Raw genomic sequence first — 26,674 nt, 5'->3', positions numbered from 1 at the left:
TCGTGGCACGCTGTTTCACCTTTTCGTCGAGTTACACCGGTCGAGTTTCTACATCGGCCGAAGATGAGGTGACGTTACCTCGAGCAAACGTCCCGAGCGTTATGGACCGGACGAATCCGAGACGCGATCGTGATGCTCGCGCTCGGCCCTCGAACCGAGGACGAGACACACCAGGATGACGATCACCGCCACGACAACGCCGACGGGAAGTGGCGAATACAGCCAGACAATGGGCGGCACATAGTCGTCGGATGTCCCATCCGTCCAACCGAACACCCGCGGCGGTACCGGTGCCGACACCGAGAACAGCGTCAGTGCGAACGGTACGAGCGGACCGATGGTCGACGCCACCGTGCGCGTCACTCGTGCCGATCCGACGAGCAATCCGACAGCGATGGGATGCAGCACGCAATAGCACACAGTCCCAACGGTATTGATCGAGTCGTCTCCGATCGGCAGTAGACCGGTGGCCGTCACAACGGTCAGCAGTGCACACGCGGCGGTGGTGAGATCGCGGCGCAGGCCCACTCCCACCGCTCCGACGAACAACACCGCGGCCACGACGAGTACCCACCACGACGCATCGCCCCACCCGAGCGCATTGACTCCCGATGCCGCTATCGCCAAGCCCGACATCACGTATCGGCCGTCGAGGCCACCGAGGTCGAACGCAACACCGTATGCCACCAAGACGGCGATCGCGACGGCGAAAATCCACGTGCTCGCCGTCGACGTCGTATTGCCCAGATAGATGTAGACCACCAGACAGACGAATCCCAGCACGAGAGCGGCTACTGCGTCGGAGGTTTCGAATCGGCCCACGGATGCCCGCCGGACGGCCACGAGCAGCACGATAGTGGTTGCGAGAAGGAGGAGTAGCGGGACCGTGGATTCCACCAGATACGGCCCCAGCCCGTCCATCCACCGACCCTCACGCGGTCCGCGTAGCCGGGAGATCGCGCTGTAGAACAACATCGAGCCCAGCAGTCCTACTGCAAGGCCGCCCGACGGGAGCCTGCGTCCACCGGCGATGAATCCGCAGATGCCGACCAGAGCGCCGGCACCGAGCGCATTGGTCGTCACCGCTTGATTGGCCGCGATCGGCACGAAGGACGGCAGCGCAACCAGCAGCGAGCCGAGAACGGTTGCTACGGCTGCCGATATCCGGGGCCGGCGGCGATGGACCGCCACGAGCACGAGCACCGCCATCAGAACCGTGAGAGAACCAGCCCACTGCGCGGTGACGAACGCTCCGTACCACTTCCCCGTCGACTCGATGTGGAACACATCCTGGCCGAGGGATTCACGAATCGAATATCCGGCCACGAATCCGCCGATGGCCGTGGCCACTACGGGCAATACGCGATCCGCTGCAATCACGCGTTCAATGTAGAGGGCTTCCCAATCGACGGCCATGTGTGGTCTATTCGACGCGAACCCAACGTCAGGAGTGCGCCATGTTTCGTCGTATCACCGTCACGGTTGCTGTCGTCGCAGGTGCCGCCGCACTCGGAGTCGGTACCGCCAACGCCGACGAATGGCCCGTCGCGCCGCCGTACCCGAGCCCGACGGCTCCGCAGGACGTCACCGGAGTGTTCCTCACTCCTCGGGACCCGGACTACTGGAATCCCTTCGTCAGCGAGAATCGACTGACGTCCCCGTACGGCAACAGCACTCGCATCGTCTGCACCGGATTCCATGGCGTACTGCTGGAGTGCTGGCAGGCCGACTCGAACGGCAACCCGCACAAGCTCATTCCGCTGAGTATGGACTACCCGGGTTCGACGGGTCATTTGCTCCCCGGCGGCGGTCCACGGCACTTCGTCTACCCCGGTTACATCCCCGGCATCGGCTGACCCCGTCGACACCGCCGGGCAACTGATCTGAGTGTCCACAATTCGCCCTCGAAAGCGGGATTCCGTGCGAGAGTGCAAATAGTGGGCGCTCAGGTCAGTTGTACGGCTTGCGCGCCGTTTCCGGGTCGCCGTAGGTGATTGCCCGTTCGCGTCGTGTTCCGCTGAGAAGTGTTGCGCCCCAGTTGATCAGCGTCCCGGCTCGGTTGCGCTTACCGGCCAGGAATGCGATGTGGATGACGCCCCACGACACCCAGCCCAGGAATCCCGACATCTTCAGCGGCCCGGCCTGCACCAGCGCGTGGCCGCGGGCGATGTAGGCGGCAGTGCCCAGGTCTCGATACTTGAAATCCGAACGCGCAGAACCGGACACATCTGCTGCGATTGCCGCGCCCGCAGCTTTACCGCCCTGCATCGCCACTTCGGCGACACCGGCCAGACCGTTCAACGCCATGATGTCGCCGACGACGAAGACGTTGCGGTGACCCGGCACGGACAGGTCGGGTTGCACGGCGATCCGTCCGGACCTGTCCTGCTCGACGCCCAGGGCGTCGGCCAGATTCTTCACGAACGGAACCGCTTCGACGCCTGCGGTCCACAGCACGGTGCGGGTGTCGTGGCGTGTGACGGTCTTCGGTTCGGCCTTGGCCGTCACCTCGACGTCGGTGGCCGTGACGTCGGTGACGTGAACGCCGAGATGCGTTTCGACTCCGACCGTGTCGAGGGTGCGCTGGGCCTTCTTCGTCAGCGAGTCGGGGAACGATTCGAGCACTCGGTCACCGCCGTGGAACAGCAGAACGCGCGCTTCGGACGGGTGGATCGAATCGAATTCCTTCGCCAGCGCCCGGGTGGCCAGTTCCCTTATCTGCCCGGCCAATTCGACTCCGGTGGGCCCTCCACCGGCGACGGCGAAGGTGAGCCAGGGGCGACGCTCTTCGGGGGTGGGCAGGGACTCGGCCATCTCGAATGCCGAGATCAGTTTTCGTCTGATCGCCAAGGCGTCGTCGAGGGTCTTCATGCCCGGTGCCCACTGCACGTATTCGTCGTGGCCGTGATACGCCTGCTGCATTCCGACGGCAACCACGAGGTAGTCGTACGGCAACTCGAACGTCGACCCGTCGAAGCGGCTCGCCGTCACCACTCCGCCATCGCCCACGGTTGTCACCGAGGTCGCTTCACCGAGAGCCACCTTCACGTTCTTCTGCTTGCGCAACAGGTGCCGCAACGGGCTGGCGATCGAGCCTTCGGAGAGAAGGCCGGTTGCGCACTGATAGAGCAGCGGCTGAAAGACATGAGAGGTGCCTCGTTCGAGAACGGTGATGTCGACATCCGAACCGTGCAGCCGGCGGGTTGCATACAACCCGCCGAAGCCGCCGCCGAGGACCAGGACCCGTGGACGTGACATCGTCGATACTCTCCCTCGATCCGACCCGCAGAACACAATTCCTCGCGCGTCACAGCGTACTCGAGGGTAACGGCGTGCAGTCGTCCCCCGCCGGGCCGCGCCCCGGTCTAAGGTGCGGCCCGGCAACGTACCGACAACGGATCAGCCGAGCATCCGCTGCATCGTGTCGATTTCCTGCTGTTGCGTGGCCACGATCGTGCGAGCCATCTCCTGCGCGTCGGGGTTCGAGCCGTCCGCAATCTCGTTGTTCGCCATCTCGATCGCGCCCTCGTGATGCTCGATCATCATCGTCAGCCACTGACGGTCGAACTCTGGACCCGACAGACCGGTCAGGGCGTCCATGTCCTGCTGGGACATCATGCCCATACCCGAGCTGTGGTCCATTCCGCTCATCTCACCCATGTCCGACGGGGGTGCGGGCTGACCCCATTCGGCGAGCCAGGCCGTCATCCGGTCCATTTCCGGTTGCTGCGCGGCTTGGATCGCCGACGCCAGTGCCACGACGTCCGGATTGTCGGTGCGACCTTGGACCATGTCAGCCATGTCGACCGCCTGCGCGTGGTGCGGGTACATCATCCGCGCGAACATGACGTCGGCGTCGTTGAACTCCGCCGATGCCGATGCCGATGCCGATGCCGAATCCTGAACGGAAGCCGATGAGGTAGTCGACATCGACGAATCCGACGTGGTGTCGCTGCTGCAGCCGGCGACGAGGAATGCGCTCACGGTGGCGGCAGCCACCGAAGCGACGAGTGTTGTACGCATATGAAACTCCTTGAACGAGTGTGCAATACAGGGCTCTAGGTATGCCGATCCGCCGGTGGTCGTGCGTCCACCGGGCTCCCTGTCACACTCGCAAGGTCACCGATCTGTCCAACTCCCACAGAGTCCACGGCGGCGCACGCTCCGATATGGAATGGACGCGCCCACCGATCCCGTCCTCCGACACGACCGAGTGGACGACATCGACGTTCGTCATCGGGACCGACAGCGCAGCCCACGACACGGTGGTTCCCGCGCACGGATGCATCATCTGATGTGCCGACGGGCAGTCGTGCTCACCGACTGCCACCTGAACCGGGTCCTCGTGGTGGGTCGCCGACGCCATGGCCGCATGCTGGCTTTGTGCCGACGTAGTCGGTGCCACCGAATGCATCAGCAGCACCCCGAGGATCGTCAGTGCGATCAGCAATCCGGTCGCCGAGGCAAAGCCCGGACGACGGCGTCGGATCACTGAATGCATGACACCGACGATAGCAAGACATACCCCCCAGGGGTAGCGGTCAGGGCATTCCGGCTCGAGCCGAGTGACTTCCGACTCTGTCTGCGCTCCAGCGAACCGGCCATGCTCGAGGTGTACCTGAACACGACAGTCAACGAACGGGAATACAACATGAATGCATCGAGTCGGGTCGTCATCGGAGTCGACGGATCTGCCACATCGCTCGACGCGGTCCGTTGGGCAACGCGCGAGGCGATACGACGCCACGCCCCGCTCGAGTTGGTCACGTCGTCACTGTTCGCACCGGGAACCTACGGCGATGCCATCAGTCTCCGGATCGGCGCGTTCGCAGATCCGGACGTCGAGGCCAAACGGGTCCTGACCGCTGCGGTCGACGTTGCGCACAAGACCGCGGCAGGCAATTCGCTGATTCTCGACACTCGTCTCGAACATGGCTCGGCTGCACGCAATCTGACGCACTTCGACGTCGCGCCTGCCTTGATCGTCGTCGGTTCGAGAGGCCTCGGTGAGTTCACCGGCGGATTGGTCGGGTCGGTCAGTACCGCCGTCGTGTCACACGCCAAGTGCCCTGTTGCAGTGATCAAGTCGAACACGGTCACCGACGGGCCGGTGGTCGTGGGTGTGGATTGCACGTCCAACAGCCAGCCGGCCATCGGATTCGCGTTGCGCGAGGCGTCGATGCGAGGTGTCGACCTCGTTGCCGTACACGCGTGGAGCGACCTCGAGCTCGGGAGCGTGCTGACCCGCGACGAAGAAGGTCCGTGGGCCGATTCCGAACTGGCAGAGAAGACTTCGCTGGCCGAGAGCCTGGCCGGGTGGTCGGAGGACTACCCCGACGTCACCATCCGCCGGGTGGTGGTTCAGGACAGACCCGTTCGCGAACTGGTCCGCGCCTCCGAGAGCGCGCAGCTGATCGTGGTCGGTAGCCGCGGCCGGGGCGGCTTCGCCTCGATGCTGCTCGGATCGACGTCCCGCGCAGTGCTGCATTCGGTCGATGTTCCCGTCGTTGTCGTACCCACGAACCGATGACCGCGTCCACCGCCGAGACCACCTACAGCTCCGATGAACTCGACGCCGATCTGCGCTACTGGGCTGCCGCGAACTACCTGACGGTTGCCCAGATCTACCTGCAGGACAACGTATTGCTACGGCAACCACTGACGGTGGAACACATCAAGCCCCGACTGCTCGGGCACTGGGGCACCAGCCCCGGTCTGTCGATGATCTACACGCTGCTCAATCGCCTCATCTGCCGAACCGGTTCGGATTGGCTGTATGTCACCGGTCCCGGTCACGGTGGCCCGGCGTTGGTCGCGAACACCTATCTCGAAGGCACGTACAGCGAGATCTATCCCGACATCTCGCTCGACAGCGACGGTGTGCGTCGACTGTGTCGCCAATTCTCCACTCCCGGTGGCATTCCGAGCCATGTGAGCGTGCAGACCCCCGGCAGTATCCACGAGGGTGGCGAGCTGGGGTATGCCCTGATCCACGCAGCGGGCGCGGCGTTCGACAACCCCGATCTGGTGGTCGCCTGTGTCGTCGGCGACGGGGAGGCCGAAACCGGTCCGCTGTCGGGTTCGTGGAAGATCCCGACGTTCCTGAACCCGGTTCGTGACGGCGCAGTGCTGCCCATTCTGCATCTCAACGATGCCAAGATCTCCGGCCCGACAGTGCTCGGGCGCAGCACCGATCAAGCGATTGCCGACTACCTCGGCGGTCAGGGTTGGGCACCGATCTTCGTCGAGGGCGACGATCCGCGAGAGGTGTTCCCGGCCTTGCAGTTCGCTCTCACCCGCGCCCACGACGATATTCGGAGAATCCAGCGTGCGGCCCGCGGCGGCGAGTCGCACCACGGAAGTGCATGGCCTGCAATCGTCTTGCGCACCCCGAAGGGCTGGACCGGGCCACACGAGGTGGACGGCAAGCTGATCGAGGGAACGCACTGGGCCCACCAGGTCCCGCTGTCCGGCGTCCGCGAGAATCCGTCGCATCTGGCGCAGCTCGAGCAGTGGTTGCTCTCCTACGATCCGAGATCCCTCTTCGACGACAACGGCGTACCCGCGGCGCACATCCGTGAACTCACTCCGACGGGAGACAAGAGGCTCGGGGCCACTCCCCACGCCAACGGCGGTGTGCTGTTGCAGCCCTTGGTCATTCGCGAGCTCGAGAACTACGCTCTTACGATCGACTCCCCGGGACGCGTCTCACACGAGACGACCACCGTACTCGGGGAGATGATGCGGGATATCTACCTCGACAACGCACGACCCGACGGCGGTGGCACTTTCCGCCTGTTCTGCCCCGACGAGACCGCCAGCAACCGTCTGCAGGCCGTGTTCGAGGCCACCGACCGATGCTGGCAGCTGCCGACCACCGAGTTCGACGACAATCTGGCCGCCGACGGTCGCGTCATGGAGGTGCTCAGCGAGCATCTGTGTGAGGGCTGGCTCGAGGCGTACCTGTTGTCGGGCCGACACGGATTGTTCGCGAGCTACGAGGCTTTCGCGATGGTGAGCGTGTCGATGCTGATCCAGCACACCAAGTGGCTGCAGCATGCGGCCACTCTGGCCTGGCGAGCACCCGTCGCCTCGTTGAACGTGCTGCTCACCAGCACGTGCTGGCGCAACGACCACAACGGGTTCAGTCATCAGGGGCCCGGACTGATCGACGCGGTGATTCCTCTGGCACCGGATGTGGTGCGCGTGTGGCTGCCACCGGACTCCAATACTCTTCTCGCCGTTGCCGACCACTGCTTTCGGAGCCGCGGACACGTCAACGTGCTGGTGGTCGACAAACAGAGCCATCCCCAGTATCTGACGCTCACTGAGGCTCGCGCACACGCAGCAGCCGGTGCCTCGCGGTGGGACTGGGCCGGTACCGAGAACACCGCTACTCCGCGCGATCCTGAGATCGTGCTGGCCTGCGCCGGCGACGTTCCGACCGAGGAGACTCTCGCTGCAGCGGACCTGTTGCGTAACTGGACTCCCGAGTTGCAGGTGCGCGTGGTCAACGTCATCGACCTGATGGCGCTACTACCCGTCGCCGATCATCCACACGGGTTCTCGGAGGATCAGTTCGCCGATCTGTTCACCGACTCGGTCGATGTCGTCTTCGCTTTCCACGGCTACCCCCGGGCGGTGCACCAGCTGCTGCACGGCCGTCCGAACGCGCAGAGATTCCACGTCCGCGGCTTCATCGAACAAGGCACTACCACAACACCGTTCGACATGGTGGTGCTCAACAAGATCAGTCGCTACCACCTGGCGATCGAAGCACTCGACCGAGCACACACGGTGCCGGCCGGTGCCGAGGAACTGCGGCAGCACTGCCGGGACCAACTGACCCGGCACGACGCCTACATCCGGAAACACTTCGAGGATCTACCCGAGATTCGCGAATGGCGGTGGTCGTGACGGATCGGTTGCTATCCGCGAGCGATGATCAGCGGACAGTCGACGCGGTGGGCCAGTGACCGAACGGTGGATCCGAGCAGCTGGCCACTGAAACCGGTGCGTCCGCTCGAACCGACCACCACGGCCTCTGCGCGCACCGCCGCGCCCAGGATGCGTTCGACGACGTCGCCGCGCAGCACTGTCTGCTTCACCACCACGTCGGGATACAGCTCGCTCCACCCGGACAGGTTCTCGGCCAACACGGTTCGGCCGGTGGACACAATTGCCTCGGACTTGTCCGACGTCGACGCGTCGGGTGACGAGACGAGTCGGTCCGTCGACACGTGGACTGCAACAAGGCCAGTGCCCCGAAGCGAGGCCTCCTCGAAGGCCAGCCGGACGGCCTCCTGGTTGTGCGCCGAGGCGTCGACCCCGAGGACGACCGGTCCCCGTGCCGAATGCAACTCCACGCTGCGCGGCACGATGACTACCGGACAGCGCGCCTGCACAGCCACCGCCGTGCTCACAGAGCCGAGCAGCTCGGCGAAGTACTCGCCGTTGCCGCGTGAGCCGACCACCATCATCGACGCGGTGGCGGACTCATCGATCAGCGCCTGAACAGTCGGTCCGACAATCGGTTCGATCATGATCGTCAGCGCGTCGGGTTTCTCGACCGACCGCCGCGCGACGAGGGATGCCGACGTCAGAATCGAATCCGCAAGTGCATTCTCCTCGGAGCCGAGGTGCGACGGGAGTGCGACGAAACTGGTGTAGAGGGCCCTGATTTGGTACGCGGACACCAGCTTCAACGGTGCTCCGCGTAATTCGGCTTCGCGTGCGGCCCAGCCGACCGCGTCGAGTGACGAACCGGATCCGTCGACGCCGAGGACGATCGCCCTCGCGTTCACGGTACTCATGCGTGCGGCACAACGAGGACGGGGCATTCGGCGTGCCGCAGGACTTTCGTCAACGTGCTTCCCGGCACGCGATCGCGCTCGTGCCCCACCACCAGCAGCTGTGCAGTATCGGACACCGCGACGAGTTCCGATCCCGAATCGGCCTCGGCGTAGACCGACGCCACCCGCACCGAAGGATAGTCGGCGCTGAAGGGTTCCAACCGGACGTCCATTGCCGACTCGGGGTGCAGATGATCGACCGGACCGCCGATGGCGCTGGCCAGAATGGTCGAGACAGTCTGGGTGTGCACGGCCAACACGCTCGCCCCGCGCATCGACGCTTCGTGGAATGCCTGCGCCACAACGAGATCCGATGCCGAAACCTTCACGTCTCCCAGAGCGGCGACGACCGCGCCGTCGCGCTCGGAATCGAAGGTGTGCACAACGGCCACGGGGTTCGGTGAGCATTCGACCACCGTGCGCACCATGGATCCGAGAACCCGCGCAGCGATCGAATTCTCGGTCTTGGCACCCAATACGATCAGGCACGCAGACGCTGCTTCGGACAGCATCACCGTTTCCGGGACACCCTGTAGAACAACAGCTTCCACGATGACGGTCGGGTCGCTCGCCCGCGCTATGATCGCGGCCTGGTCCAAGACGGTGCGCGCATAGTCACCGTCCACGTCGGGTGCCCCGTATACCGTTTCGCGCTGCATCTGGGGTTCGATCACATGTACCAGTCGCAGCGATGTTCCGCGGCCTCGCGCCTCACGCACAGCGAAGCGCACTGCATCGAGCGCGGCCGTCGATCCGTCGATTCCGACCAGAACGGGTCCGGTGGTGTGTGAGATGTTCATCGGGTTCCTCTCGGTGGTGCGACGCAGGATCAGCACCGTCACCAAAAACGCTACGAGCTCATTGCCACTCGCGGTAACGGCCGGAGGTCACCGAAAGAGGTGACCAACGACTGGACCCGTCAGGGCAGCGGTACCGCCCACGTCACATCGGTGCCGCTGCCGGAGGCACCGGGGCAGACGGTCATGGTCCCGCCGCACTCGGCCGCACGGGTCCCCAGGTTGGACAACCCACTGGTGGTGGTGTTGTCGGGCATACCGATTCCGTTGTCGGACACCACGATTTCGAGCTCGTTCCCCACCGACAGAGTAACGGTCACAGTGTCGCCCTGGGCGTGATGAACGACGTTGCTGACAGTCTCGCGGACAACGGCAACGGCATGATCGGCGAGTTTGGTGTCGACGACCGACAGTGGTCCGAACATCCGCACGACGGCACGGATATCGACGTTCTCGGTAAGTTCGAGTACTGCGCTGTTGATACGTTGCCGCAACCGTGTTGCGGAGTGGGATGTGCTCTGCAGGTCGAAAATGGTCGTCCTGATGTCCTGCACCGTGTCCTGCAGGTCGTCGATCGTTCTGGACAGACGCTGCCGTAGGTCCGGGGACTCGGTGCGCTGCAAGGTGCTCTGCAGCGCCAATCCTGCAGCGAAGATCCTCTGAATCACGTGATCGTGCAGGTCACGGGCAATACGATCCCGGTCGGACAACACGTCGAGTTGATGCATTCGCCGGCTGGCGTCCGCGATCTGCATCACCAGCGCGGCCTGGTTGGCGAAGTTCGAGACCAGTTCTAGTTGGGTCTCGACGAACGGTCCCCGCCCCTCTGTGCGAAGTACCACCAGGACTCCACTGACGCCCTCCGCCACGCGGAAAGGTGAAATCATTGCGGGTCCGAAAGCAGAGCCCAGTTCCTTGACCCCGTAGTCGAGTCGCTCCTTCCGCAACGCTGTTCGACGCCGAAAGGCTACTCCCGAGCTCGAGCCCTCGATCGGAACGACTGCCCCGATCATTCGATCGGCCCCGAGTCCCTCGCTGACCGTGACGACGAGTTGCGTGACATCCCCGAAGGCTTGGTCTGCGTCCTCGGGTACCGCGATGAACGCCGCATCGGACCCGGTCAGGTGCAACGACTTACGCGCCACCATCTGCAGCACTTCGTCGATGTCCGTCCCGGAAAGGAGCTCGGTGCCGATGTCCCGCGTTGCCTCCATCCACGCCTGACGCACCCGCGAGTCCTCGTACAGCCTCGAGTTGTCGATGGCGATGCCGGCGGCGGACGCCAACGCCTTGGTGACGACTTCGTCGTCCTCGGTGAACTGCTTGCCGCCCTTCTTCTCGGTGAGATAGAGATTGCCGAAGATCTCGTCGCGAACCCGAATCGGCACTCCGAGAAAGGTTTTCATCGGGGGATGGTTGGGCGGGAAACCCACCGATTCCGGGTGCGATGTCAGATCGTCCAGACGTAGCACTTTCGGTTGGTCGATCAACAGTCCGAGTACCCCGCGGCCGGTGGGGAGCGGGCCGATGGCCACCCGGGTGTCCTCGTCCATGCCGTAGTTGATGAACGCACTCAATCCGTGGCCTTCTCCGCGCACGCCGAGCGCACCGTACTGGGCGTCGACGAGCTTGACGGCCGATTCCACGATCGAACGCAGCGTCACCTCCAAATCGAGTCCCGAGGTGATGACGAGCATCGCGTCGAGCAGACCGTCGGCTTGAATCCTCGCATCGGCGATGCGACCGATACGATCCTGCACCTCGGCAAGCAGCTCCCCGAGCCGGAGTTGCGGTAGCGAAGACCGGGTTTCCCCGTGCTGGTCATCCATCCCGGGACCCCGGTTTCCGGTGGGCAGGCGGATCGCCGTCGGCGAGCTTCGACGCATACACCGCAGCTTGGGTGCGGCGTTCCATCCCGAGCTTGGCGAGCAGCCGAGACACGTAGTTCTTCACCGTCTTCTCCGCCAGGAACATCCTGGCCGCGATCTGTCTGTTGGTCAGGCCCTCTCCCAGCAGATCCAGCAGGGTGCGCTCCTGGGGCGTGAGGTGATCGATAGGGCCCGATGACGCCGTCCCGGCTCGCAATTTGTCCATCAACGCCGCGGCTGCACGGTTGTCGAGCAGCGACCGGCCGGAACCGACGTCCTTGATCGCTCGGGTCAGTTCCATGCCGGTGATGTCCTTGACGACATAGCCGCTCGCGCCCGCGAGTATCGCGTCGAGCATGGCCTGGTCCTCGGTGAACGAGGTCAGCATCATGGTCTTGAGGTTCGGCAGTCGATCGAGAAGCTCACGGCACAGTTCGATGCCGTTGCCGTCGGGTAGCCGCACGTCGAGCACCGCGACGTCGGGCTGCAGGGCCGGAATTCGGGCCAGCGCCTGCGCGCAACTGCCTGCCTCGCCGATGACCTCGAGATCGGGATCGGAGTCGATGAGGTCGATCAGACCGCGCCGCACGATTTCGTGATCGTCCACCAAGAAAACCGTGACCACGTCGACACCCCTCTACCTGCGTCCATGTCGAACGCCTCGACTTGTGAGCCTACGGGGGACGGGCGGCGGTGGTCCGACCTTTCGTCACCGAAACAGAGGACCAAAGTCCTCGGTCCAGGTGTTGTTGTCCTGCCGCGCCCGAGGCTGTGCGCGGCGTCTGATGGATGTTCGACACCACGACCGAGGAGGAAATCGATGGGTCCACTTCCGACCATCGTCGGGGTCGACGGTTCGGCGGCGGCTCTGGACGCGGTGCGCTGGGCCGCTCTCGACGCACGATTGCACCTGTCCGATCTCCTTGTCGTCTCGGCGATGTCGCTGCCCAAGGTCTTGACCGGGTTGGGCGTCCTTCCCGATACCGTGGTGCACCAGGCCAGATCGGAAACCGACCGAATTCTCGACGAGGCCCGGGAGACTACGACTCGTGGGACGGCGACGGTCACCGTCGATACCGTCTCGTCCGAGGCCTCTGCGGTGTCCACATTGCTCGAACTGTCCGAGACGGCCCGCATGGTGGTCATTGCCACGCGGGGGCTCGGTGGCACCGAGCAGCGGTCACTCGGCTCGATCGGGTTCGCCGTCACCACTCATGCTCGCTGCCCAGTCACCGTGGTGCGTGGCTGGACCGACGGCGGTCTCGACCACGCGATCCAACCGGTGGTCGTGGGCGTGGACGGCACCAAGGCGAGCGCTGCCGCAATGACGTCGGCGTTCGAGGAGGCGGATGTTCGATCGGCACCACTGACTGCGGTGCACTCCTGGTCGGACACGGATCTGTCGATCGGCTTCCCGATTCGAGGAATGGAGTGGCCGGACAACCGACGCGCGGCTGCAGATCACTTGGCGCGGCTGCTCGAGCCGCACACTCGACTCCATCCGACGGTGTCGGTGCGGTCCGTGGTGGTCAAGGACAAACCGGTGCAGGCACTTCTCGATCACGCCCAAGGTGCTCAGCTGGTGGTGATCGGTAGTCACGGACGCGGCGGCTACGCGGAGATGATGCTCGGCTCGACCAGCCGGTCGGTGCTGACGCGAGCGCACTGCCCGGTCACCGTCGTGCCGTCGCCCGGTCGCCTCGCCGCTGTCACCCACCGGCCCAGCATGTGACTGTCCCCGACCGGACAATGCCGTTCGTCGACCTACGAGGGTCCTAATGCCCTACGACGGCCGAGCCGAGCCGAGCACGCTGTGTTCATGAGCCGACCGGACACCGCCGCCTACGCGATCGAAGTACGCGCACTGAGCAAGAGCTACGGCGGGAAGCTCGTTATCGACGACCTGTCGTTCGCCGTCGAACCCGGCATCGTCACAGGCTTTCTCGGCCCCAACGGATCGGGTAAGTCCACCACGATGCGATTGATCGTCGGATTGGATCGCCCCAGCGCGGGCACCGCACTGATCGGGGGCGTCGAGTACGCGCAGCTGCACCGCCCACTACTCACGGTCGGCACCTTGCTGGATTCCGAGGCCGTCCACCCGGGCCGGACCGCATACGACCACTTGTTGTATCTGGCTCAGACTCAACGTATCCCGGTCACACGCATCATCGACGTACTGGAGCTGGTCGGTCTACGCGACGTCAGTGGCGAACGTACCGGGTCGTTCTCGCTCGGCATGAGAAAACGACTCGGAATCGCCGCGGCCCTGCTCGGCGACCCCGCTGTGCTGATCTTGGACGAGCCGATCAACGGGTTGGATCCGGACGGCATCTACTGGATGCGCAACCTCATGAAGAACCTGGCGGGAGAAGGGCGAACGGTCTTCGTCTCCAGCCATCTGATGGGTGAGATGGCCCAGACCGCAGACCATCTGGTCGTCATCGATCACGGCAAGCTCATTGCCGAATGCACTCCCGCCGAGCTGATTGCCCGCAGCAGTCGGGCCTCGGTGCTGGTGTCGTCGTCCGATTCTGCGCGGCTGGCAACAGCCATCGAGGCAACCGGGGGTACCGCCGTTGCCCTCGACGACGATCGACTCACCGTCAGTGATCTCTCGGCGCATCGAGTGGGGCAACTCGCCCAGCAGCAGAACATCGCGATCTATCAGCTGACCCCGCAACAGGCATCGCTGGAGGAAGCCTTCATGACCCTCACCCACCTCGACGATATCGAGCACGACCGACATCTCGTCACTCACTCACGCGGACAGGCGACACCATGAGCATCACCGCACCGGCTCCCCTCGAGCGCGAGCGTCTGCGCATGGATGTTCCAGGACTGCTGGCGTCGGAGTGGACAAAGCTCAGATCACTCAGATCGACGGTCTGGTCTCTCGTGGCGCTCGTGGTCGTGACCCTCGGCTTCACCGGACTGTTCACCTGGTTCACAGTTGCGTACTGGGACAGGGTCGATCCCGTCTCGCAGTCGCAGATCGTTGCCGACCCTGCACGTCAGATTCTCGGCGCGGGGTTTCAGCTCGGGCAGCTGGCGGTGTGCGTTCTCGGCGTTCTGGTGGTCACCAGTGAGTACGCGAGCGGCACGATCAGAGCCAGCCTGCTGGCGGTTCCCGCACGAATCCCTGTGTTGGCAGCCAAGACCGGCGTGTTCATGGCCGTAGTACTCGTGATCGGTGAGATCACAGCCTTTCCGACATTCTTCCTCGGCTCGGCCATCATGGATTCGCGTGCTTCGGTGTCGCTGACCGATCCGGGTGTGCTGCGAGCGGTGATCGGTGCCGGCCTGTACCTCGCGTTGCTCGGCGCCATGGCGGTGGCCGTCGGTGCCATCGTTCGTCACACCGCAGGTGCCATCACCGGCGTCATCGGATTCGTCCTCGTACTGGCCCCGCTGACACAGCTGATCCCCGGCACTGTCGGCCGACACATTCAGGCGTACCTACCCTCGCAGGCCGGCAGCCTGATCGCCTCACCTCGGCAAGCCCCCAGCGACTTGCTCACTCCTTGGCAGGGATTCGGAGTCGCCGCGATGTGGACCGTCCTGCTGCTCGCACTCGCGGCCTATCTCCTGCGCCGACGCGATGCGTGAGTCCGGGGCGGAGATCGCCGAGTCTGCCGGTGGCGCAATCCTGATCGCGTTCCATGTCCTGGCCTCGGTGCCCCTGCGCAAGTGGCGCACGACGTGGGGCGCGACGCCGGCCGAGGTCGACGAAACACTGCCCGGTGACGAGAGCGTGCCGCACCCGGCTTGGGGATACACCCATGCGATCGATATCGACACGACACCGGATCATGTGTGGCCGTGGCTGATTCAGCTCGGTCAGCAGCGGGCGGGCTTCTACAGCTATCGAGGCTTGGAGAACATGGTCGGCTGCAACATCACGTCGGCGACGGGAATCGACCCTGGGTTCCAGACCCTCGCGGTCGGCGACTCCGTGCTCCTGCATCCGCAGTCACCACCGCTGACGGTGACCATGGTCGACGACGGGAGGGCGTTCGTGTTGTTGGGCGCAGACCCCGACTCGGCCGGCCGGGCACTGTGGTCGTTTCATCTGCGCGCCCTGCCAGGGGGAAGGGCGCGACTGATCGAACGCGGAAGGTACTCGCATTCGACGTCACTGAAGAGCCGCGTCATCTTCGGTCGCTACTTCATCGAACCCATCGGGTTCGTCATGAGCAGAAAGATGTTGCGGACCATCGCGGCAAATGCGGCTGCGGCGCAACAGATCTAGCCTCGTGGCCACATCGTGTCCAGGCTCCCTGCCGTGAGTAGGAGACGACCCGCAATCCCCTTGCTCTGCGCCGAGCGGTGTTGCACGTGTCATGACGGGCCCTTCTCGTTGGGAACCGTCGGGGCAGCCAACCGTGCGTCGGGCGAGAAATGCTCGCTCGGCCGAACACCTTCGGCGATCGGTGTGGGTCATAAGTCCCTGTTGTCCGATGCTCCGGCCCGGCAGAGTCATCGTCAGTGATGTTCACGCGCAACCGACAGGATCGATCGGCATGACACTCTCCCTCTCCCTCACCCTCGCTCTGGCGGTCACGGCATTGTGTTTCGGGTTGCTGCGGTCCGGTTTTCGGACTCCAGCGTGGGCGAGGCCCCACACCGCGGCCGGGCCCGACACGTTGGAGGAGTTGTTCGCCGCGCGGTACGCACGTGGCGAGATCGACTTCGCTCAGTACCGCGCATCCGTGAATCTCTTGGCAGCTCAACTCCATTACCGGCCGAACGCCGAGCCCAGAAAGAGAAAGAAGAAGACATCATGCGCATCCTGATCGCGACGGCAAGCCGTCTTGGTTCCACCCGTGAACTCGGGCAGTGGCTGGGTTCGTCGATTTCGGCGAGGCTGGCGAATTCCGCGGTACCGGCGACGGTCGATGTCCGTGATGCCGCCGATGTGGACAGCATCGCCGAGTACGACGCCGTCGTCATCGGAAGCGGCGTCTACATGGGGCGTTGGCTCCGCGATGCCCGATCACTGGTTGCCCGTGAACAATCCGAGCTCGAGACCAGGCCGGTGTGGTTGTTCTCCAGCGGGCCGATCGGGAGTGATACACCCGCAGCGACGAGATCGAAATGGAACGAGGCGTCCTGGGCGATCGAGCACAAGGTGTTCGGCGGCAAGCTGGACCGATCGATGTTGTCGAGATTCGAGCGCGCAGTGGTGAAGATGATCAATGCCGACAACGGGGACGACAGATCACGGGCGGAGGTCGACGAGTGGGCCGGTGCCATCTGCGCAGCCGTGGTCGCCCGGACCTCGAGCCCCCGATGACGGCTACAAGGCCGATCAGGGTGCCTGCGGAGGAAACCATGCGCGAGCATCACGCAGGGTTCGCCGGGCTACTTCCGCTGTCGGCGTTCCCGATTGCGCGGCCAGCCGATGCAATTCGGCGCGACCTTCTGCTGCGCTGCGCCCGCCCGCGATGAAAACTCCGATCGCCTGATTCACCTCGCTCACCGAAGCGAGAGCATGGGTACCGGACTCGGTCGATCCCGACCCGTCGGCACCGCGCAGGTGTCTGTCCAGAACTGCGGACTCGACGCCGAGCCCTATCGACCGGCTCACGTCTGCGGCGAAGTCCGTGAGAGCGCCTGCGGTGCCGGACAGAATGAGCAGGTACTTCCGTGTACCGGTGCGGTGCGGGTCAGCGAGGGTGACTCTGAGCGACGACGCGGGCATGCGGTCGGCGCTGCCTCCCGTCGACGCCGACACCTCGAAGTATTCGCCGTCGACGATCACGGTGAGGGTTACCGAGACGACGGCCGGCACGGCCGCATAGATGTCCGACAACAGCTGGTCGACCGACTGTGCGAGGTCGACCGTGGAGCAGTCGAGTGCCGTGGTCAAGCGCGCCAGATCGGCGAGCGGACGAGTGTGTAGTTCCATAGAGGATCCCCGGGCGGCCCGACCGCCTGTTCGGTTCTTTCAGGTCCTGCCACGGTGGTACTCCACCGTCCGGTTCGAGTGTGAGGCCCGAGTCGGACTCCCAGCCTCGGATTCACCCGCAACCTCGACGCTACGCGCTTGCGCTCACCCGATCCAGGTGTGCCGGTGACGCGGCCGTGCAGCATTCCTCGACTCCGCCACCATCGCTTGTGCGACCACAGCGGTCTTCTTGTGCTCGGTCCGACCGATGGACCGCAGTGTGTCGTACCCTTCCGCGTCGCTGCACCCGGTTCTACTGATCAGTATGCCGATGGCCTGATCGATCGCAGCCCGACTACCCAACGCCTTCTCGAGCTGCTCGGTCAGCTGTACGGCATTGTCCAGCGCGCGCGCATTCTGCACCTGAATCGCTGCATTCATCACTGCTCTATTCCTTGTGAGCACACGCGCTGGTCCAGCGCGTGTCTGCCCACAAGGAACCTTACGGCGAATCGAGCCGAAGGGGAACACTCATCGAGATCGGAGAGCCCCTCAGAACTCCAAGACCTGACGAGCGGTGACGCGTCCGGCCATCAGGTCGTCGAAGCAGTCGTTGACCTCGTCGAGTTTGCGCGAGACCGCCGATACCGTCGTTCGTCCGGCCTCGTGCAGTGCGAACACTTCACGCAGATCTGTCCTGGTGCCGACGATCGAGCCGAGTACGGAGATTCCGCCGACCACCGTCTCGAAGATCGGGATCGGGAACACGCCGTGCGCCGGCATCGACACGCACACCAGACGTCCTCCGCGACGTAGTGACCGGAAGGCCTGATCGAACACACTCGGGATGACGGCCAGGACGATTGCGACATCGGCTCCACCGAGCGCCTGAATTGCCTCCACCGGATCGGTCGTCGCCGAGTTGACGGTGTGGTCTGCGCCGAGTTCTTGTGCGAGGTCGAGTTTTTCGTCCTCGATATCGACCGCAGTGACGAATCCGCCGGCGATCTTGGCGTACTGCACCGCGAGATGGCCGAGCCCGCCGACGCCGAAGATGGCCACGCGTTGCGCGGGGGTGACGCCACCGACCTTGACGGCCTTGTACGTGGTCACGCCGGCACAGGTCAGTGGGGCGGCGTCGAACGAGGAGATTCCGTCGGGAACACGGACGACATACTTTGCATGGGCGACAGCGTATTCGGCGTACGCACCGTCGATCGAGTAGCCGCTGTTCTGTTGCGTCTCGCACAGCGTCTCCCAACCCGAGACACAGTGATCGCATTCGCCACATGCCGAACCGAGCCACGCGATGGCGACTCGCTCACCGATTCTGTCCTTCGACACCTGCGACCCGACCGCCTCGATCACTCCGATGCCCTCGTGCCCGGGGACGAAGGGCAAGGTGGGCTTGGCCGGCCAATCCCCCTGCGCAGCATGGATATCGGTGTGACACACACCGCACGTCTCCATCTTCACCAGCACCTGTTCGGGCGCGGGCTGCGGTATCGGGATGTCCTTGACTATTAGGGGCCCGCCGAACTCGGTGACAACAGCTGCTTTCATCGTGAACTTCCTCCAACATCGGAAACCGGTGCCGTTCTCGACCGTCGAGCAATGCACACCGTCGATGATCGGCGCTGCGGCGGTCGGCACGTAGGGCCGGAAGTCATCGACCGGTCGGGACGTCTCCCGAGGTGCGCGTGGGGAGGCAAAAGGCACAGCAGTCATGGACTTTCGTCCCTGGCGACTCTGGCGATCAGGGGCCACACTAGGCACCATGCACACTTCTGCACCCTCCGATTCGAAGACTTGCGAACGATGAACCTGTGGAGAAGACATCCGGGCGTTCGAACCGGTGATGCACTGACCACGGGTGAGCGTGCGGCGGATTACGTCCGAAACGGAATGGGCTCCTGGCCGTTCGTATTCCTGTTCCTGGGCGTGATGGCGCTGTGGGCCGCGTACAACCAGAACGACGGGTTCGATCCGTACCCTTTCATCCTGCTCAACCTGTTCCTGTCGATGATCGCAGGACTGCAGGGCGCCATTCTGCTGATCTCGGCCAAGCGCGCGGACTCGGTGAGCAGTGAGGTTGCCGTACATACACTTTCGAATACCGCGCTGCTGCAGGACATGATCGAAGCGAATACCGTCTTGACCGAATCGGTGGCACAGTTGGCGGCAGAGATTCACGAGCACGTCTGCCCGTCCGCTCGGCGTGTCGGTGCAGGCACGTTCACGAAGGTTACGAGCCCGGTGTCCCAGCCGTGAGACAGGCAAGGATCTCTCGGGCCCAGTTGCACACACGAACCCAGTCTCGGAAGTCTCCGGCAACCGCGCCGGAGTTGTCGAAGATCTGACGTTCGCCCACCGAGAGCCGTTCCGCGTCGAGCCGACCGGGAAATGTTCGATGCGAGGATGCATCCAACATCGATACCGCGCGTGCGGCGTCGGCGGTGTCGTTGACCGGTCGGTCGCTCGAATGCAATGGCCCGCAGGAGAACAGCCACACGGGTGGGTGCGCAGACCTGGAGACCCGCTCGACGAGCCGCTTGGCGGCGGGGACCCACCGATCGGAATAGACGGCACTTCCGATGACCAGGGCGTCGTAGCCACTGATATCGACGACGGAATCCGGAGCGCAGACGTCGACCTCGGCTCCCCCGTGCCGGAACACACGGGCCATCTCCTGCCCGAGCGAGTTCGTCGCTCCGTGCCGTCCGGCGGTCGAGACCAGGATTCTCATGCGATGCGACGTGCGAGGCGGTTCGTGTACGCCGTGATCCGCCACCCTCGGAGGGCGACGAGAACTCCCAGTACGCCGAACATGCCCTGCAGCCAACTCGTTTCGCCGATCACAAGCGGTTGGACCACTATCCAGGCAGCGAGCAGTACGCCCGCCGTGTGGGCGATGGGGCCGGTCTTGCCGCCACCCGCCAGAGCCGACGCCGCCGCCAGTCCCATCGGCACTCCGACGACCAGAAACAACGCGAGGCCGGCGAGCGCCGTATTCGACAGCGGCAGTCGGGCGTGCGCCTCGGTGCTCAGATCGATGGCACCCGAGGCCAAACCGATCGCGCCCCCGAAAGCGTTGATGGAAATTCCGGCGCACACTGCGCCCAGCCACGGCCATCGTCGGTCTTTCGTGGTGAGCGCTCGCGTAGTCGACATCATGGATTCAGCATGGCTGCCGAACAATTCGCGAACTAGGGCACAAGGTCCGCCGCCACGAGGACTTCTCTCCACTTCGTGACTGAACCGTCCACCGCCCTCGCCGTATCGGGACCTTGTGCCCTTACTTACGAGTGCACGGCGTCGGAGACTCGTAATCGACGCCGAACACACGGCGGTGAGGGGTAGGTGACCGCATGCTCGCAGAACTCGCGCACCGGTGGTGGCGTCGAACTCCTTGGTGTTCCAATCCGCTGATGCGACTGCCGGACAGGATCGAACGAACGGCCTACGTCGTCGGTGTCGCGGTCCTTCTGTTGCTGATACCCGTCGCCGCGACGATCGGTTCGGTGACCTACAGCGACCTGTCGACGCGGTCACGTCAGCAACGGGCACAATACGTTCAGGTCGACGCCCGAGTGATCGACACCGCGCAGTCCACGAGTACCGGCAGCGACAGCACCACGCTCGCCACCGGTGTCGCAACGGTGCAATGGAGTGCACCGGACGGGTCGATTCGCTCGGAATCGACCGAGGTTCCCTCGGACGTCCACATCGGTGAGACCACTCCGATTTGGTACGACGCGAACGGAACCCTCGCGCGTGCGCCCGTCAGCGAAGTCGGTGCCGTCATCAACGGGGCCTCCACAGCCGTGTTCGTGTGGGTTCTCGGCGCGGTCTTGGTCGGATTCCTGGTCTATCTCACCACCGTGGCCGGTGATCGAGTTCGCATGCGGCGTTGGGACAGCGACTGGAAGGACTTCCTGCAGGCGCGAAACCACCCCTCGCGGTAGAGCCGTCGAGCATCCACCGTTCGAGGAGACAATGACATGAGCGATCTCGACACCGAATATCGGTCCGCCCGCATCGACTACGAGCGCAAACTCATGCGCAGCCCTCTGGCGGCGCAGCTGCGTGTTGTCGAGCAGCTGACGAGACTGATGATGGCCGAGCAAGGCGTGCTGCACCCTCGTGATCTCGTTGCGTCGGCGCTGCCTCCGAACAGGCACCCGACGCTGAACTCTGCCTGACGTCGGCGGGGTCGTATGACCTTCGAGACGCTCGCCCTGTGTGCCGCGGTGGGTTTGTTCGGCCCACTTCTGGCGCTACCGCGTGGGCTTCGGATACCGGTCGTCATCGGAGAACTCGTCGCTGGAATTATTTTCGGCCACACAGGCTTCGGCGTCATCGATCCGAGTGAGCAGACACTGAGCTTTCTGGCGCAGGTCGGGTTTGCGCTCGTGATGTTCGTGGCGGGCAGTCAGGTACCGATTCGCGATCCTCGACTGCGGGTCGGCCTCCGGGTGGGCGCTGCGCGGGCTGTGGCCGTCGGGCTGCTGGCTACCGCACTCGGCTGGGCCGTCTCCACTGCGTTCGATCCACCGCACCCCGGTCTCTACGCGGTGTTGATGGCATCGTCCTCGGCCGCGGTCATCATGCCGATAGTCGAATCCAGCAAGACGGCCACATCCGGGCTGATGTCCTTCCTGCCACAGATCGCGATCGCCGACGCAGTCTGTATCGTCGCTCTACCCCTGGTGATCGATCCACCGCGCGCTGTTCCGGCCGCGCTCGGATCCATCACGGTCATCGCTGCCGCGGCCGCGATCTTCTTCGTACTGCGACACTTCGACCTCACCGGACTGCGCCGCCGAATCCACCATGTGTCTGCCCAGCGTAAGTTCGCTCTCGAATTGCGACTCAACCTGGTTCTGCTGTTCGGCCTCGCGGCCCTCGCGGTCCACACTCACGCGTCGGTGATGCTGGCCGGCTTCGGCTTCGGACTGGCCATCGCTGCGATCGGAGAACCGCGACGTCTGGCGAAACAGCTGTTCGCCATCACCGAAGGTTTCCTGGGTCCGCTGTACTTCGTCTGGCTCGGCGCGTCACTCGACCTGCGTGCACTGGGTGGCCACCCGAGCATGATCGTTCTGGGGCTCGTGTTGGGTCTGGGTGCAATCGCGGTGCACGGTGCGATGCGCGCGACAGGCCAGCCCGTCGGGCTTGGGATACTCGCGGCCGCCCAACTGGGCGTTCCGGTTTCGGCCGTGACTCTCGGGGAGCAGAGCAGCGTTCTGGCACCCGGTGAAGGCCCCGCCATCGTGCTCGGCGCACTGGTGACCATCGCGGCGGCGGCCGTCATATCTCGGTCTGCTGCTCGTCGTCCTGCCTGAGCGGTGGGCCAGAACTGCGGGGCCCAACGGCGGGTCTTCGGCGCCGCAAGGCATTTGGTTGTTTCGAGTCTCCAGGGATGGGGAATAAGCGTTGTGGAACGATCGGCACGACGCGAAACGGATCACGACGATGACGGATGACCAGGTCTGGCGCCTCAAGGGTGCGTGCATCGAAGACATGGATGCATACGACTCGCAACAACTTCCTCGGCACGGACGCAAACGCGCAGAGAAGGCATGGCGGCTGTGCGCCGACTGCCCGGTGTTGCGGAACTGCGCCGAGCAGACGGCTCGCGATATCGAGTCGGGTCGAATTCCGGTCGGCGTGGTCGTCGCCGGCGCGGCGTATCACGACAATGCCAGCAACGGTCGGCGAACGGATGCCTACCGCACCCTCGAACTTCTGATCGGGAGACCTCTGGCCAACCCGGCTGCCTGATAACGAGGCGGTTACGGAACGCTACGTCACCGGTAACGGCTACGGCACGGTCTGTCGCTTTCACCGCGTGTCTTTCGGTCTCTGACCTGCATGGACGTCAGGTGCGCAACAATGACTGCATGAGCACAGCGCACGTGACGAGGATCGAGGGCCCGCTCGATCTCCAGGACGCGTTGGCGCGTCGCGCGCCTATCGAACAGGCAAAGGGAATCCTGATGGCGGTGCACCGCATCACTGCCGACGAGGCGTTCGCTTTGTTGGTCGAGAGGTCGCAACGTGCCAATCGCAAAGTGCACGACATCGCTCTGGAGTTCGTGCACGAGATGTCCGAGTTGCCCTGACCGACAAGTCGACCCCGCACGCTGTGTTTTCAACGTACGGGGTCTGAGCAATGTGGCAGTCCGGACTACTTCATCACCTGTTGTGCCGTATGCCCTGCCGTGGCTGCCCGAAACATCCAGTACGCACACCGCCGACTCGACGGTTCAGAAGCGCGCGAGAATTGCACGGGCGCAACGGACTACGGTGGCGCGGTCGTACGACATCACATAGTCGAATTCACGATCCGCATCGGCTTCGCCCCGGTGTAGGTCGATGGCGGCGAGCACTCCGCAGAAATGCGGGCCGAGAACTACCACGTTCCACTCCTCGACGAGTGAGTCCGTCGGGTCGAGCGGGGCGTGCACGATGCCGCCTTCTTGCACGTAACCCATCCCCACGCCGTAGACGCCGGCATACGAGATCTGCTCCGCCATCGACACCCACCGCGCACGGCTGGTCGGTGTGAAATGCTCGGCCCGCTGAAAGGTGCCGAGTACCAATGTTTCCGGGCCCGACGCCGACGCCTGCATCTCCAGAGACGTGCTCATGGCCACCAACAGACGCTTGGTGCTCCGCGTCGCGACCTTGCCTACGGCGGCAATTGCGTACGGCGACTCGAGCGCGGTGGCGGGGGTGCTCCAGGTGGGGAACGGCGGCATGATCTCCGCGGCGTCGGCCGGCAACTCTTCGGTCGTCTGAGCAGCCGGGTACAGCTCGCCCACTCCGTAGGTGGCACCGAGACCGAGTGCCCGGCTGCGGTGCACGGCGGTGTCGACTCCGCTGGCCACGACCACGGCACCGGTTCGCTCCACCTGAGCCGACACCGCGTGCGCCGTACGGGCGGTGGCCAGATCGGGCCTGGTGGAGACCATGGAGGAAGACAGAATGATGACATCGGGTTCGATGAGCGGCAGCAGCGTCAGGGATTGCGGTCGTCGACCGACGTCGTCGACGGCAACCACTTTTCCGTCGCGACGTGCCTTGTCGATCGCGGCCAGAGTGCGCGCCGGGCTGTCCACGAGTGCCGCCTCGGTGACGACGACGATGTCGCGACGCAACTGTTCTTCGGTGGCTTCGTCGAGTGCTGCGAGCGAGTCGACATCCATCGAGACCAGCATCGGTAGCCGAACGGCGCTTTCCAGCCGGGCCACTCCCCACGCGAGAACATCGAGTTCACGCTTGGCGTCCATGGCGCGAGCAGCGCGCTTCAGTGCATCGGCGGAGGCGAGTGGCCCATCCTTCGGGCCGCGCAGTTGTACTTCGATTGCCGCCAGCGCACCGTTGTCCAGTCGACAGACCGGGGCGAAATACGGCTGCACCGTCAACTCTCCCGTGTCCGTGTCGACTGTTGAACCTACTTCGGCCAGCGCGAACGTCACACCACAGTTTGACATGAAAAAACCACCCCCGTCACCCAGGGGTTGCTATCTGTTTCAAACCTCTTCGGGTCGTCTTTTCTCGCTGACGTCAGCTTGAACGACTCAGGTGTCGCCGAAGCAATACGGCGCGTCTCGTTTCGGTAACGAACCATAACGGTTCGATAACGCCACAGATGGGTGTTCGACGCGCCCACCATGCCGACTCCCCCAGGAAAAACGGGCCGAAAACCCATGAAGCGCATACCTTCCGAGGTGCCGACCGAAATCAATACCAAGACTTACAACAAACATACCGACCGGATTGTGACTTGTCACTGTCTTGCAAAAGAACATATCCGACATCCATTTCGTCGTCCTAATGTTCGTTTCGGCTGCCGGAGCACCGGAGCCACCGGATGCCCGTCTGGGAGCCGGAAGCTGCTCGGACTTGGAGGATCGATGACGCTCAACCTGCCGTCCCGTACCCGAACGTTCACCACTGTCGCTGCTGCAGTCGCGATTGCCGGGGCCACCCTCGGCACCGGAAGTGCCGCTGCCGCCACCATCTCGCCGGCGAATACCGCCTTCACCGCACCCGGCACGATCGTCGTCACCACACCGGCCTCGTTCGGGGTACCCGTCAGCTGCTCGATCACCCTGTCCGGATCCACCAGCGCGGACGGCTCGTCGGCGTCGATCACCGACGCGAAGATCAGCGGATCGAACCGCCTCTGCGGTCTGCCGCAGCTGAAGAACCTGCCCTGGACCCTCACTCCCACCAGCTCCACCACCGGTGAGGTCTCGAACGTCGGCTTCTCGCTTCTGGGCTACAACTGCGGGCCCGCAACGCTCGCAGGTTCGTTCGACAACATGACCAACACTCTGACGTCGAGCAACCAGCCGATGTCGGGCAACTGCACGGTGAACAGCCTGTCGGTGCAGCCGAACCCGGCATTCACCTTGTCCTGATCGCCAATTCCTTTCCAGCACAACGACAATATTCAGGAGAGCACGTGAAGATCCGTAACAAAGCCGTCGTCACCGCGACGGCCTTGGCGTCGAGTGTCGCTCTGGCGACCTTGGTCGCCGGCCCGGCCAACGCTGCCGACACCCTTCCCATCACGTTCCAGGCCGACACCACGACCGTGATCGCCAAGACCGGCCAGCCGGTGGTCTTCCCGACCACCGCTCTGGCCACCGACGTCGACCTCGTCGGCGGAACGGTGACCGGCACTCTTGCCTTGCCGCAGGCGTCGGCCGATCTCAAGCTCGGTCCGGCGACGCTCGCCAACTTCACCATCTCGATCGTCGACGCCACTCCGGTCTCCGGCACCATTGCAGCCGGCGGTCCCGCCGAGGCACCGCAGCTGGAGCTGAATGTCGCGCAGAGCTTCAAGATTCGCATCGACTCCGTCAAGCCCCTCGGCATCGGCGGCACCGGATCGTCCGGGTCGGCGGCACTCGACCTGATTCCCCCGGGTAGCAACTGCGTCACCAGCGAGACCACCGCCAATCTGACCGGTGCCCTCGACGCGATCGATCTGATTCAGAACAACGAGGCCGACACCCATGTGAAGGGCACGTACACGATTCCGCAGTTCCAGAACTGCGGCACGTACACCTCGTTGCTCAACGGTCTCATCGCCGGCCCCAACAACACCCTCGACGTGCACCTGACCAACCCGGTCTTCGACGTCGGAACGCAGCAGGCCATCGCGTCCAAGGTTGCTCTGTAGCAACATATTTCGACTTCGTTGACGGCGTCGACCGGTTCCAGTAGCGGGATCGGTCGACGCCGTCGCTC

31 protein-coding genes are annotated in these 26,674 nt (G+C 64.2%); 17 read left to right on the top strand and 14 right to left on the bottom strand.

Annotated elements, in window-relative coordinates:
* Nucleotides 1-99 precede the first annotated feature (99 nt).
* Nucleotides 100-1,380: a hypothetical protein gene (locus tag CH262_RS20975; RefSeq protein ID WP_143547147.1), complete on the bottom strand. Its 1,281-nt coding sequence runs from the start codon at nucleotides 1,378-1,380 to the stop codon at nucleotides 100-102.
* Nucleotides 1,381-1,457: 77 nt separating this feature from the next.
* On the opposite strand from CH262_RS20975, the gene CH262_RS20970 reads away from it, so the two are divergent.
* The gene (locus CH262_RS20970; protein ID WP_094718452.1) at nucleotides 1,458-1,856 is read left to right on the top strand and encodes a hypothetical protein; all 399 of its coding nucleotides are present in this window, start codon (nucleotides 1,458-1,460) and stop codon (nucleotides 1,854-1,856) included.
* Nucleotides 1,857-1,950: 94 nt separating this feature from the next.
* On the opposite strand, the gene CH262_RS20965 is transcribed toward CH262_RS20970, so the two are convergent.
* The 3 genes from CH262_RS20965 to CH262_RS20955 all read right to left on the bottom strand — a co-directional run bounded on the left by CH262_RS20965 (nucleotide 1,951) and on the right by CH262_RS20955 (nucleotide 4,501).
* On the bottom strand, nucleotides 1,951-3,258 hold the full coding sequence (locus CH262_RS20965) for an NAD(P)/FAD-dependent oxidoreductase (RefSeq protein ID WP_032400363.1): 1,308 nt from the start codon (nucleotides 3,256-3,258) through the stop codon (nucleotides 1,951-1,953).
* A gap of 141 nt (nucleotides 3,259-3,399) precedes the next feature.
* A complete protein-coding gene (locus CH262_RS20960; RefSeq protein ID WP_094718358.1) occupies nucleotides 3,400-4,023 on the bottom strand; it encodes a DUF305 domain-containing protein in 624 nt (207 codons plus the stop codon).
* Between the two features lie 82 nt (nucleotides 4,024-4,105).
* Entirely contained in the window at nucleotides 4,106-4,501 is a 396-nt protein-coding gene (locus CH262_RS20955; RefSeq protein WP_094718357.1) for a DUF6153 family protein, read from the bottom strand.
* 150 nt (nucleotides 4,502-4,651) lie between these two features.
* Here CH262_RS20955 and CH262_RS20950 point away from each other — a divergent pair, with 150 nt between their 5' ends.
* Complete coding sequence (locus CH262_RS20950) at nucleotides 4,652-5,530, top strand: universal stress protein (RefSeq protein ID WP_094718451.1); 879 nt, start codon at nucleotides 4,652-4,654, stop codon at nucleotides 5,528-5,530.
* Nucleotides 5,527-7,917, top strand: a complete 2,391-nt coding sequence (locus CH262_RS20945; RefSeq protein ID WP_094718356.1) for a phosphoketolase family protein — start codon at nucleotides 5,527-5,529, stop codon at nucleotides 7,915-7,917. Before CH262_RS20950 ends, CH262_RS20945 begins: the two co-directional genes overlap by 4 nt.
* 11 nt (nucleotides 7,918-7,928) lie before the next feature.
* Here CH262_RS20945 and CH262_RS20940 read toward each other — a convergent pair whose 3' ends face one another.
* The 4 genes from CH262_RS20940 to CH262_RS20925 form a co-directional block, all read right to left on the bottom strand.
* Complete coding sequence (locus CH262_RS20940) at nucleotides 7,929-8,813, bottom strand: universal stress protein (protein WP_179275070.1); 885 nt, start codon at nucleotides 8,811-8,813, stop codon at nucleotides 7,929-7,931.
* On the bottom strand, nucleotides 8,810-9,652 hold the full coding sequence (locus CH262_RS20935) for a universal stress protein (protein WP_143536220.1): 843 nt from the start codon (nucleotides 9,650-9,652) through the stop codon (nucleotides 8,810-8,812). Before CH262_RS20935 ends, CH262_RS20940 begins: the two co-directional genes overlap by 4 nt.
* Nucleotides 9,653-9,771: 119 nt before the next feature.
* A complete protein-coding gene (locus CH262_RS20930) occupies nucleotides 9,772-11,478 on the bottom strand; it encodes a GAF domain-containing sensor histidine kinase (RefSeq protein ID WP_094621478.1) in 1,707 nt (568 codons plus the stop codon).
* Nucleotides 11,471-12,142, bottom strand: a complete 672-nt coding sequence (locus CH262_RS20925) for a response regulator (protein ID WP_027495581.1) — start codon at nucleotides 12,140-12,142, stop codon at nucleotides 11,471-11,473. Before CH262_RS20925 ends, CH262_RS20930 begins: the two co-directional genes overlap by 8 nt.
* A 195-nt stretch (nucleotides 12,143-12,337) precedes the next feature.
* Here CH262_RS20925 and CH262_RS20920 point away from each other — a divergent pair, with 195 nt between their 5' ends.
* The 6 genes from CH262_RS20920 (at nucleotide 12,338) to CH262_RS20895 (ending at nucleotide 16,813) form a co-directional block, all read left to right on the top strand.
* Nucleotides 12,338-13,249: a universal stress protein gene (locus CH262_RS20920; RefSeq protein ID WP_179275069.1), complete on the top strand. Its 912-nt coding sequence runs from the start codon at nucleotides 12,338-12,340 to the stop codon at nucleotides 13,247-13,249.
* Nucleotides 13,250-13,336: 87 nt separating this feature from the next.
* On the top strand, nucleotides 13,337-14,302 hold the full coding sequence (locus tag CH262_RS20915) for an ABC transporter ATP-binding protein (protein ID WP_094718450.1): 966 nt from the start codon (nucleotides 13,337-13,339) through the stop codon (nucleotides 14,300-14,302).
* Nucleotides 14,299-15,126 (top strand): ABC transporter permease subunit, encoded by an 828-nt coding sequence (locus CH262_RS20910; protein WP_094718353.1) that lies wholly within the window; start codon nucleotides 14,299-14,301, stop codon nucleotides 15,124-15,126. Before CH262_RS20915 ends, CH262_RS20910 begins: the two co-directional genes overlap by 4 nt.
* Nucleotides 15,119-15,769 carry a hypothetical protein gene (locus tag CH262_RS20905; RefSeq protein ID WP_094718352.1) on the top strand — a complete coding sequence of 217 codons (651 nt, stop codon included), beginning with the start codon at nucleotides 15,119-15,121 and terminating at the stop codon, nucleotides 15,767-15,769. Before CH262_RS20910 ends, CH262_RS20905 begins: the two co-directional genes overlap by 8 nt.
* A gap of 271 nt (nucleotides 15,770-16,040) precedes the next feature.
* On the top strand, nucleotides 16,041-16,313 hold the full coding sequence (locus tag CH262_RS20900) for a hypothetical protein (protein WP_141214894.1): 273 nt from the start codon (nucleotides 16,041-16,043) through the stop codon (nucleotides 16,311-16,313).
* On the top strand, nucleotides 16,301-16,813 hold the full coding sequence (locus CH262_RS20895) for a flavodoxin domain-containing protein (protein WP_094718351.1): 513 nt from the start codon (nucleotides 16,301-16,303) through the stop codon (nucleotides 16,811-16,813). Before CH262_RS20900 ends, CH262_RS20895 begins: the two co-directional genes overlap by 13 nt.
* 15 nt (nucleotides 16,814-16,828) lie before the next feature.
* Here CH262_RS20895 and CH262_RS20890 read toward each other — a convergent pair whose 3' ends face one another.
* The 3 genes from CH262_RS20890 to adhP form a co-directional block, all read right to left on the bottom strand.
* Nucleotides 16,829-17,428 carry a hypothetical protein gene (locus CH262_RS20890; protein WP_094718350.1) on the bottom strand — a complete coding sequence of 200 codons (600 nt, stop codon included), beginning with the start codon at nucleotides 17,426-17,428 and terminating at the stop codon, nucleotides 16,829-16,831.
* A gap of 144 nt (nucleotides 17,429-17,572) precedes the next feature.
* Nucleotides 17,573-17,848, bottom strand: a complete 276-nt coding sequence (locus tag CH262_RS20885; RefSeq protein WP_094718349.1) for an ANTAR domain-containing protein — start codon at nucleotides 17,846-17,848, stop codon at nucleotides 17,573-17,575.
* 111 nt (nucleotides 17,849-17,959) lie between these two features.
* Nucleotides 17,960-18,970 (bottom strand): alcohol dehydrogenase AdhP, encoded by a 1,011-nt coding sequence (adhP, locus tag CH262_RS20880; protein WP_094718449.1) that lies wholly within the window; start codon nucleotides 18,968-18,970, stop codon nucleotides 17,960-17,962.
* 255 nt (nucleotides 18,971-19,225) lie between these two features.
* On the opposite strand from adhP, the gene CH262_RS20875 reads away from it, so the two are divergent.
* Nucleotides 19,226-19,678: a DUF1003 domain-containing protein gene (locus CH262_RS20875; RefSeq protein ID WP_027495572.1), complete on the top strand. Its 453-nt coding sequence runs from the start codon at nucleotides 19,226-19,228 to the stop codon at nucleotides 19,676-19,678.
* Here the strand turns inward: CH262_RS20875 and CH262_RS27795 are convergent.
* Nucleotides 19,653-20,153: a flavodoxin domain-containing protein gene (locus tag CH262_RS27795; protein WP_179275068.1), complete on the bottom strand. Its 501-nt coding sequence runs from the start codon at nucleotides 20,151-20,153 to the stop codon at nucleotides 19,653-19,655. The genes CH262_RS20875 and CH262_RS27795 overlap by 26 nt on opposite strands.
* Nucleotides 20,150-20,581: a hypothetical protein gene (locus tag CH262_RS27790; RefSeq protein WP_179275067.1), complete on the bottom strand. Its 432-nt coding sequence runs from the start codon at nucleotides 20,579-20,581 to the stop codon at nucleotides 20,150-20,152. The genes CH262_RS27795 and CH262_RS27790 overlap by 4 nt, the downstream gene beginning before the upstream one ends.
* A 194-nt stretch (nucleotides 20,582-20,775) precedes the next feature.
* On the opposite strand from CH262_RS27790, the gene CH262_RS20865 reads away from it, so the two are divergent.
* The 5 genes from CH262_RS20865 to CH262_RS28210 all read left to right on the top strand — a co-directional run bounded on the left by CH262_RS20865 (nucleotide 20,776) and on the right by CH262_RS28210 (nucleotide 23,532).
* On the top strand, nucleotides 20,776-21,372 hold the full coding sequence (locus CH262_RS20865; RefSeq protein WP_143547146.1) for an Rv1733c family protein: 597 nt from the start codon (nucleotides 20,776-20,778) through the stop codon (nucleotides 21,370-21,372).
* 36 nt (nucleotides 21,373-21,408) lie between these two features.
* Complete coding sequence (locus CH262_RS20860; RefSeq protein WP_094718346.1) at nucleotides 21,409-21,609, top strand: hypothetical protein; 201 nt, start codon at nucleotides 21,409-21,411, stop codon at nucleotides 21,607-21,609.
* Nucleotides 21,610-21,624: 15 nt separating this feature from the next.
* Complete coding sequence (locus CH262_RS20855) at nucleotides 21,625-22,752, top strand: cation:proton antiporter (RefSeq protein ID WP_094718345.1); 1,128 nt, start codon at nucleotides 21,625-21,627, stop codon at nucleotides 22,750-22,752.
* A gap of 130 nt (nucleotides 22,753-22,882) precedes the next feature.
* Nucleotides 22,883-23,191 (top strand): WhiB family transcriptional regulator, encoded by a 309-nt coding sequence (locus CH262_RS28215; protein ID WP_135043299.1) that lies wholly within the window; start codon nucleotides 22,883-22,885, stop codon nucleotides 23,189-23,191.
* Nucleotides 23,192-23,310: 119 nt separating this feature from the next.
* Nucleotides 23,311-23,532, top strand: coding sequence for an ANTAR domain-containing protein (locus tag CH262_RS28210; protein ID WP_230591697.1), 222 nt, complete (start codon nucleotides 23,311-23,313; stop codon nucleotides 23,530-23,532).
* 144 nt (nucleotides 23,533-23,676) lie between these two features.
* Here the strand turns inward: CH262_RS28210 and CH262_RS20840 are convergent, their stop codons facing one another.
* A complete protein-coding gene (locus CH262_RS20840) occupies nucleotides 23,677-24,906 on the bottom strand; it encodes an EAL domain-containing protein (protein ID WP_080735709.1) in 1,230 nt (409 codons plus the stop codon).
* 423 nt (nucleotides 24,907-25,329) lie between these two features.
* On the opposite strand from CH262_RS20840, the gene praA reads away from it, so the two are divergent.
* Together praA and CH262_RS20830 are read left to right on the top strand one after the other, a co-directional pair.
* A complete protein-coding gene (gene praA / locus CH262_RS20835; RefSeq protein ID WP_094718343.1) occupies nucleotides 25,330-25,839 on the top strand; it encodes an alkane oxidation protein activator PraA in 510 nt (169 codons plus the stop codon).
* A 44-nt stretch (nucleotides 25,840-25,883) separates the two neighbouring features.
* Entirely contained in the window at nucleotides 25,884-26,606 is a 723-nt protein-coding gene (locus CH262_RS20830; protein WP_032392238.1) for a hypothetical protein, read from the top strand.
* Nucleotides 26,607-26,674: the final 68 nt, after the last annotated feature.

It is taken from the genome of Rhodococcus sp. 05-2255-1e (genome assembly GCF_002259025.1).
GTDB lineage: Bacteria > Actinomycetota > Actinomycetes > Mycobacteriales > Mycobacteriaceae > Rhodococcoides > Rhodococcoides fascians.
Note: the sequence above shows the minus strand (reverse complement) of the source record. Positions and strands in the feature narration are given on the sequence as shown.